General features: G+C 50.4%; 9 protein-coding genes. 8 read left to right on the top strand and 1 reads right to left on the bottom strand.

Going from position 1 to position 6,794, the window contains the following annotated elements:
* Positions 1-721 precede the first annotated feature (721 nt).
* The 6 genes from rpmH (at position 722) to rsmG (ending at position 3,851) form a co-directional block, all read left to right on the top strand.
* Positions 722-856 (top strand): 50S ribosomal protein L34, encoded by a 135-nt coding sequence (rpmH, locus tag ELEN_RS16065; RefSeq protein ID WP_013981168.1) that lies wholly within the window; start codon positions 722-724, stop codon positions 854-856.
* Between the two features lie 13 nt (positions 857-869).
* The gene (gene rnpA / locus ELEN_RS16060) at positions 870-1,196 is read left to right on the top strand and encodes a ribonuclease P protein component (RefSeq protein ID WP_015761556.1); all 327 of its coding nucleotides are present in this window, start codon (positions 870-872) and stop codon (positions 1,194-1,196) included.
* An 11-nt stretch (positions 1,197-1,207) separates the two neighbouring features.
* Complete coding sequence (gene yidD, locus ELEN_RS16055) at positions 1,208-1,441, top strand: membrane protein insertion efficiency factor YidD (protein WP_015761555.1); 234 nt, start codon at positions 1,208-1,210, stop codon at positions 1,439-1,441.
* A 46-nt stretch (positions 1,442-1,487) separates the two neighbouring features.
* Positions 1,488-2,273, top strand: a complete 786-nt coding sequence (locus tag ELEN_RS15640; RefSeq protein WP_009305580.1) for a YidC/Oxa1 family membrane protein insertase — start codon at positions 1,488-1,490, stop codon at positions 2,271-2,273.
* A 37-nt stretch (positions 2,274-2,310) separates the two neighbouring features.
* Complete coding sequence (locus ELEN_RS15635; RefSeq protein WP_009305578.1) at positions 2,311-2,832, top strand: Jag family protein; 522 nt, start codon at positions 2,311-2,313, stop codon at positions 2,830-2,832.
* 377 nt (positions 2,833-3,209) lie between these two features.
* Positions 3,210-3,851 (top strand): 16S rRNA (guanine(527)-N(7))-methyltransferase RsmG, encoded by a 642-nt coding sequence (gene rsmG / locus ELEN_RS15630; RefSeq protein WP_015761554.1) that lies wholly within the window; start codon positions 3,210-3,212, stop codon positions 3,849-3,851.
* Positions 3,852-4,028: 177 nt separating this feature from the next.
* Here the strand turns inward: rsmG and ELEN_RS15625 are convergent, their stop codons facing one another.
* Positions 4,029-4,430, bottom strand: a complete 402-nt coding sequence (locus ELEN_RS15625) for an endonuclease domain-containing protein (RefSeq protein ID WP_015761553.1) — start codon at positions 4,428-4,430, stop codon at positions 4,029-4,031.
* A 341-nt stretch (positions 4,431-4,771) separates the two neighbouring features.
* Between ELEN_RS15625 and ELEN_RS15620 the strand changes: the two genes are divergently transcribed.
* Positions 4,772-5,656: a ParA family protein gene (locus ELEN_RS15620; protein WP_015761552.1), complete on the top strand. Its 885-nt coding sequence runs from the start codon at positions 4,772-4,774 to the stop codon at positions 5,654-5,656.
* A complete protein-coding gene (locus ELEN_RS15615) occupies positions 5,649-6,698 on the top strand; it encodes a ParB/RepB/Spo0J family partition protein (protein ID WP_049760240.1) in 1,050 nt (349 codons plus the stop codon). Before ELEN_RS15620 ends, ELEN_RS15615 begins: the two co-directional genes overlap by 8 nt.
* The last annotated feature ends 96 nt before the right edge of the window (positions 6,699-6,794 follow it).

The following is a 6,794-nucleotide window of genomic DNA, read 5'->3' as shown; positions in this document are numbered from 1 at the left end:
TTTCGATTCTGAATCTATCCACCTGGGGAATTCATAGCATTCAAAACTTTGTATTCATCTATTTCTAAATCCTGCACTGCTTTCCACATGGGCTTTTCAACGTTTTCCACTTTCTATTCAGAAAATGTGGAAAACGTTGAAGAACGTATTCTGGAAAACGTACGAACGTTGGTGAAAAACGTGCAAAAATGTTGATAGCCTCCAAGCGGATTGGCGCTTCCTGGGCCGAAACGCGTCCTCCGGCAGGACGTGACCGTTTGAATTCGTTTACGTGAAGATTGGGTAACATATTGCCCGGTCGTATGGGTGAATCACACGGCAAGCAATATATAACACCAGGTCAAAGCTTTGTTAATAACTACGATCACCTTTTATGCCTGATGAGAGGCTTGTAAAAGAATGAGAAAATATCCCTTGACAAACCGATGACGTTAGAGATTTCCACAACGGCTCTCGAATGAATCGAGAGTTTTCAACATTTTCCACAATAGAGCTGCGCAAAAAAGAGGAAAACGGTTGAAAAAATAGCCATCCAAGCATGGTCGAGGACATTCAGAACAAACTTTCGAGGTTTTCCACGGCGAAGAGACCTTCCCTTGGGTTCGTTCTATTCGAAGCGACCTGGAAAAAATCATGAACCCTTCTTGTGAGTTTTCCTTGACTCCCCCGTAACGTGAGCTATACTTTCGAGGTTGCTCTAAAACCATGAAAGGGAATCAATATGAAGCGCACGTATCAACCTAACACTCGTAAGCGGGCTAAGTGCCACGGTTTCCGTGCTCGTATGTCGACGAAGGGCGGCCGCAAGGTGCTGGCTGCTCGTCGCGCCAAGGGGCGCAAGCGTCTCTGCGTGTAAAGAGAGCTTTAGGTTGGAGACCATTAAATCCCGCGGGGATATCTCCGATCTGTTCTCATGCGGTAAGCGTCTGCATACGCCGTACCTTACGTTCATAGTGTTACCCACGAAGCAGCACGGCCAGCAAGGTCGTGTTGCTTTTATTGCGGGTAAAAAGTCAGGGAACGCGGTATGGCGCAACAGCGCTAAACGACGCATGCGAGCCATATGTCACGATCTGGGCGGTCCGTGGGCGGGCTACGATGTGATATTTCTCGCGAAGTCGGGTATCATGAAGAGTTCTTATAGTAAAGTGCATACAGCATGTGCTGAGACGTTGAAGCGGGCTGAATTACGTTAGGGACGAGAGGAATGAAGGCATTTCTGAAACAGGTGCCGTGCAAAGTGGCGGTGTTTCTCGTCACCTTCTACCGGGCTGCCATTTCCCCTCTGTTCCCTTCTTGCTGCCGCTTCACGCCGACGTGCTCCGAATACGGGCTCATAGCCTTCCAGCGCTACGGGTTCTGCCGGGGTCTCAAGCTCACGGTGAAGCGTGTGCTACGTTGTCGTCCGGGGGGTTCGCACGGCTACGATCCTGTTCCTTGAGGTCGTCGCGCGGGCTTCTTTGGTATAGAGGAAGGAACAACTGAACATGTGGGACGTATTTAAGGACTGGATATTCGACATTATCCATTTCTTCTATGACTTCTGCGGCGACTGGGGCCTGGCCATCATCATCGTGACGGTCATCTTCCGTATTCTGATCTCACCTTTGATGCACAAGCAGACGAAATCGTCGTTTCAGATGCAGAAGGTGCAGCCGCTCATGCAGGAGCTGCAGCGCAAGTACGCTGACGATCAGCCTCGCTTGCAGGAAGAGATGCAGAAGCTCTACGCCGAGGTGAAGTTCAACCCGCTGGCGGGCTGTCTGCCCATGCTGCTGCAGATGCCTATCTTCATGGCGTTGTTTCAAGTGCTCAGCGAGATGGGTTCGCGCACATCGGGCACCACCTACGAGTTCTATAACCTGGTTCCCAGCTTGGTTATGAGGCCTTCTGAGGCTCTGGCCGTTGGTTTTGGAACGTTTGTTCCCTATTTGATCCTTATGGTGATCTTCGCGGGCGCCACGTTTTTGCCCATGGTTCTCATGCAGATGGGAAACAAGGACAACCCGCAGCGCAAGCAGACCATGATCATGGCCGCTGTGATGAGCGTGTTCATGCTCTGGATCAGCTGGAGCTCGCCCGCCGGCGTGCTTCTGTTCTGGGGCGCGTCCTCCCTCATGGGCATTGCGCAGCAGCAGATCTCCATGCGCATCATGAAGAAGCGCGACGCCGAGGCCGCTGAAACCATCGAAGTGAAGCCTATCGAGGTGGACGTGACCCGCAAGCAGAAGAAGCCCCGTCCGACCAAGAAGGATACGACGAAGCGCAAGTAACCGCGATTGTTTCACGTGAAACATTGAGGAGTCTGTCATGGCTGAAGAATTGGTTGATGAGAAGCCTCTTGATGAGGAACCCGCTGAACTGACCGACGAGGATCTGGATCGCATTGCCGATACGGCGATCGGAGCGCTCCAGGATATTCTCAAGTACTTCGAGGTGGGCGAAGTGACCATCGACGAGTACGAAGGCGACGAAGGCGAGCTGATCCTCGACATCACGGGCGACGATCTGGCGGTGCTGATTGGCCGTCACGGCAAGACGCTCGATGCTCTGCAGTTCCTCGTGTCGGCGATTACCGTGCGCACCATCGGGTTCCGTTACCCGGTCATCGTGGACGTCGAAGGTTACAAGAGCCGTCAGCGCGAGAAGCTCGAATCGATTGCCCGTTCTTCCGCGAACCGCGCAGCTAGCCAGAACCGCAGCATCAAGCTTCGTCCGATGACGCCGTACGAGCGTCGTATCGTGCACATCTGCCTGCGCGACGACGACCGTGTGGAGACGGCATCTGAAGGCGAAGGCAGCGCCCGTCATGTGGTGATTCTTCCTCGCTAAACTTGTAAGTCTCAGTTTAGCCGCAAGCCCGCATCGAAAGGTGCGGGTTTTTGTTTCTAATGTTTCACGTGAAACATTAGAAGTTCCTTTCAATCGAGACTTTCGATGATGGCTCCCCCGTCTCCCTTCGTGTTTCGAAAGCGAATCGCCTTAAACCTGATTCTCCTTTGTCCTTACGCTAAATGTTTCACGTGAAACAATAGAAGAATGGTCTAACCTCAGTCTGTTTCGCGTCATGAGTGTTTCACGTGAAACACTCTTACCTGAGGTGTGTTTCGCTCAAATGTTTCACGTGAAACATTTGAAACGTCGTGATTTGAATGTTTCACGTGAAACATTCCTCTATACTGAGGGCATTCAATTGTAGAGGAGTGAACATGCGCGAGGATCTTTTGAAACGCCATCTGGAGTTGGTTATCGAGGCCAATAAGACCACCAACATCACACGTATTTCGACATGGGATGAAGGGATGCTTTTACACGTGCAGGATTCTTTAGTTGGTCTGCCTGAATTGAGAGAAGCACCGGAAGGTCGAATGGTCGATATTGGATCAGGGGCAGGTTATCCGGGTATTCCTCTGGCTATAGAGAGCGGTCGTTCTACTCTTCTAGCTGATTCCGTCGGTAAGAAAACCGCGATCCTCGCTTCGATGGTGCAAACGTTAGGTCTTGATAACGTTGATGTGTATACCGGCCGAATCGAAGACCTTGCTCGTGAAGAACCAGCCTCGTTCGCCGCGGTGACCGCTCGGGCGCTTGCTCAGCTGTCGATACTCATGGAATTCGCCAGCCCGTTGCTGCAGGAAGGTGGGCGGTTGATTTGCTATAAAGCCAATGTATCCGACGAAGAGATGGAGCATGCCTTATCGTTGCAAAACCGCTTGGCGATGAAGCTTGTATCCGATCGTATCGTTGAGCTTGGCAAGAATCACCGCCGCATCATTTGCTTCGAAAAAACGGGTACCCCGCATGTAAAGCTTCCGCGCAAAACAGGCTTCGCGCAAAAACGCCCGCTCTAATGCAGAATGTTTCACGTGAAACATTCTGCATTAGAATCTAGCGCTAACCTTACGCGGATTCCATTCAGTTCTAACACGCAGCCTACGCGCATTTAGCTCGGATCCAGAGTAAACGCCAAACGCCGCGTTCTCGCATAGACAACGCAGATAGTGAATTGAATTCGGATCCAGCGGAGTCTAATGTTTGTCCTTCATTTTTTGGAATAGGCTTCCGTGAACGTCGTTACGACGCTTGAGGACTTCAGCGTGGATCGCTTCGCACACGCCTTCGAGGTTCTCCATTACTTCGTTATTAGTGAATCTCAGCTCTTTGATCTCAAGCATTTCGAGAAAGGTTGTTCTAACGCGGTCGTATTCCTTCTGGTTTTCGGTATAATGGCTATCACCGTCCAGTTCAATGCTGAGACGCGCCTTTCTGCAATAGGAATCAATAATGTACGATCCGATCACTTTCTGAGCTACGAACGGTGTAGGATATTCTCGTAAGAACGAGAACCAAAGCCTTCGCTCGGGATAGGTCATTTGATTACGCATGTTTTCTGCCCGCTGGGCGAGCAATTGGCGCCGCGTGGTATTCATCAGCAACCTCCTTTTTCCTATCTAGTATTGTACAGATGTGGTCTTACGTGCATATGGCAGGTTTCTAGCGTGCGGTCTATGCGGATCTCACGCCGTTTACCTCATTTTCCAACGCGGTTTCTATATTTGTTTCACGTGAAACACTTTTGGTTCTAGCAGGCTCCCGATGTTTCACGTGAAACATTTTGGGCGAGTGTTTCACGTGAAACACTAAACAAGGTATACTGTGTTCGCGGTCAAGAAAGGGGGTCCCTGTGGGACTATTCGATGGTCTCAAACGAGACAAAAAAGCAGCAGAGACTGTCAAGCAACATAAAAAAGAAGAGATCGTAGAGGACGAGTTGATCATCGACTATATTGAAGTGGTTGAACGAGAGACTGTGAAGCCTTTGGTAGAGCAAGAAGTTCCTCCTACTCCTATCAAGACGATCAAAGATAAAGCGCCTGTCAAAAATGTGGTCGGTCAGACAAAGGTGATGGCCATCATCAATCAGAAGGGCGGCGTTGGAAAATCCACGACTGCGATCAACCTTTCCGCCGCATTAGGGGAGTTGGGCAAGCAAGTTTTGTTGGTCGATCTTGACCCGCAGGGCAACTCCTCGAGTGGTTTAGGTATCGAGAAGAGCCAAGTGCATAATTGCGTGTACGACGTTTTATTGAACGACGTTGCAATAGAGGATGTCATCATCCCGGATGTGGGCGAAGGGCTCGATCTCGTACCAGCCACGATAAATCTTGCAGGGGCAGAAGTAGAGCTTGTATCCGAGATGGCCCGTGAGAATCGCTTAAAAGACGCCGTAGGAAGCCTTCGAGGCAAGTACGACTATGTATTTATCGATTGCCCTCCTTCTCTCGGCTTATTGACGGTCAACGCGCTTGTTGCTGCGGACAAGCTGTTGATACCAATTCAATGCGAGTTTTACGCACTGGAAGGTGTGACAAAACTTCTTGATTCAATGAAACGTGTCAAAACTCGTCTGAATCCTACCCTTGATATCTTCGGTGTTCTTCTTACGATGTACGATGGTCGTACTACTCTTTCTCGACAAGTCGTTGAAGAGGTGCGCAGCTATTTCGGTAAAACGGTTTTTACGACGCTTATTCCCCGTACGGTTAAATTGTCTGAAGCACCGAGCTTCGGCCAGCCTATCACCCAATACGATCCATCGGGCAAGGGAGCGCAATCGTATGTAAACCTCGCAAAGGAAGTGGTACAACGTGGCTAAAGCGAACAAAAGCGGATTAGGTCGTGGCTTGAACTCGCTTCTTGGTGGAGCGTTTGAGGAAGCAGCCCCTCTCGAATCTACGCCTAAACGGGTGTTGGTGGAGCAACAACGCGAAGAGACTGCCGTGCCGATCCCTATGCATACCGAACCCGTGGTTGAACGTCAGAATGTTTCACGTGAAACAATCACGCCAATGAAAGAGGAATCGATCGTCGATGGTGAAAGCCAGGTAATCATTAAAAGTGTTGTTCAGCGCCGAATCGACGAGGTTCCGATAGAGTCCGTCAGCCCGAACCCCGATCAGCCGCGCACGAACTTCAAAAGAGAGGCGCTTGAGGAGCTTGCAGCATCAATCGAGAAGGATGGTCTGCTGCAGCCGATTCTCGTTCGTCCCGTTGGAACCAATGAATATCAGATCATCGCGGGCGAACGTCGTTGGCAGGCATGTAAAATCGTAGGATTGAAAACCGTGCCGGTACGCATTAAGGATGCGGACGACGATCAAGCGCTCGAGCTTGCTCTTGTGGAGAATATTCAGCGTTCCGACCTTAATCCTATAGAAGAGGCATACGGTTATCGCCGCATGATGGAGCGTCGTAACCTCACGCAGTCCGAAGTAGCACAGGCTATGTCAAAAGGCCGTTCTACTGTGGCTAATGCGTTGCGTTTGCTCGAGCTTCCCGAAGAGGCGCAGCAATTATTGTTCGAGGAGAAGATATCGGCGGGTCATGCACGCGCAATCCTGTCCATTCCCACGAAAGAAGGGCGTCAGAAGCTGACGGACAAGCTTGTTGCGGAAAAACTTACGGTTCGAGAAGCAGAGGCTATAGCGCGTCTGTTCTCGGGTAAGCGCAATGACGCCCCGACGAAGAAGGAGCCGTTGCCTAAGACGTTTAAAACGGTGGCGAAAGCTTTGAAAGATGTGTTGCACACACCCGTAAAGGTGAAGTCTTCTAACGGAAAGAACAAGATTGAGATTGAATTCCAAGATGAGGAAGATCTCGAGAGGTTGTTCGAGGAGCTCATAGCTGCAGCGTCCTAAAGGTCGAAAGGTTCCCAAAAGAAAGCCCGGAATGTTTTACGTGAAACATTCCGGGCTTTCTTATTCTTGTATACGTATTCTCTTGTGCATCCGTTG

Source organism: Eggerthella lenta DSM 2243, assembly GCF_000024265.1.
In the GTDB taxonomy this organism is placed as follows: Bacteria; Actinomycetota; Coriobacteriia; order Coriobacteriales; family Eggerthellaceae; genus Eggerthella; species Eggerthella lenta.
Note: the sequence above shows the minus strand (reverse complement) of the source record. Positions and strands in the feature narration are given on the sequence as shown.